Genomic DNA, 1,106 nt, shown 5'->3' with positions numbered 1-1,106 from the left:
CAGGAGGATCAGTGACCGCGGTAGACCAGCCCACCACTCAGGTGGCTCCGGTTCGGCCTTATCCCGAGCGCACGGGTGCCAAGGGTTCGTTCATCTACAAGATGTTGACGACGACCGATCACAAGATGCTGGGCATCATGTATTTGGTTGCGTGTTTTGCGTTTTTCCTCATCGGTGGCTTGATGGCGTTGCTGATGCGTACTGAGTTGACGGCTCCTGGTCTGCAGTTCTTGTCGACTGAGCAGTACAACCAGTTGTTCACCATGCATGGCACGGTGATGTTGCTGATGTATGCGACGCCGATTGTGATCGGGTTTGCCAATGTGGTGTTGCCGTTGCAGATCGGTGCGCCGGATGTGGCGTTCCCGCGGTTGAATGCGTTCAGTTTTTGGTTGTTCGTGTTCGGTTCGACRGTGGCGATTGCCGGGTTCATCACTCCGGGTGGTGCGGCTGACTTCGGTTGGACTGCGTACACGCCGTTGACTGATGCGGTGCACTCGCCGGGTCCGGGTGCGGATATGTGGATTTTGGGTCTGGGTGTGTCGGGTCTGGGCACGATTTTGGGTGCGGTGAACATGATCACGACGGTGGTGTGTTTGCGTGCGCCGGGTATGACGATGTTCCGGATGCCGATTTTCACTTGGAACATTTTGGTGACGAGTGTGCTGATCCTGCTGGCGTTCGGGGCGCATCTGTATGACCCGTCCAATGGTGGTGCGATTTTGTGGCAGCACTTGTTCTGGTTCTTCGGTCATCCCGAGGTGTACATCATTGCGTTGCCGTTCTTCGGGATCGTGTCGGAGATCTTCCCGGTCTTCTCCCGCAAACCCATCTTCGGCTACTCCACACTTGTCTATGCCACCTTGGCGATCGCAGCTCTGTCGGTGGCGGTGTGGGCGCACCACATGTATGCCACCGGGGCTGTGCTGTTGCCGTTCTTCTCGTTCATGACGTTCATCATCGCGGTGCCGACGGGTGTGAAGTTCTTCAACTGGATCGGGACGATGTGGAAGGGTCACATCACGTTCGAGACGCCGATGCTGTTTTCGGTGGGCTTTTTGGTGACGTTCTTGTTCGGTGGTCTGACCGGTGTGTTGCTGGCGAGC

General features: G+C 56.8%; 1 protein-coding gene. It reads left to right on the top strand.

What is annotated here, in order from left to right:
* Positions 1-11: 11 nt before the first annotated feature.
* A partial coding sequence (locus tag KXR83_RS26795) for a cbb3-type cytochrome c oxidase subunit I (RefSeq protein ID WP_437427235.1) occupies positions 12-1,106 on the top strand: 1,095 nt, incomplete at its 3' end.

The organism is Williamsia muralis, from assembly GCF_051487485.1.
GTDB classification, from domain to species: domain Bacteria; phylum Actinomycetota; class Actinomycetes; order Mycobacteriales; family Mycobacteriaceae; genus Williamsia; species Williamsia muralis_B.
The sequence above is the reverse complement of the archived record's forward strand: the minus strand, read 5'-3'. Positions and strand labels throughout refer to the sequence as shown.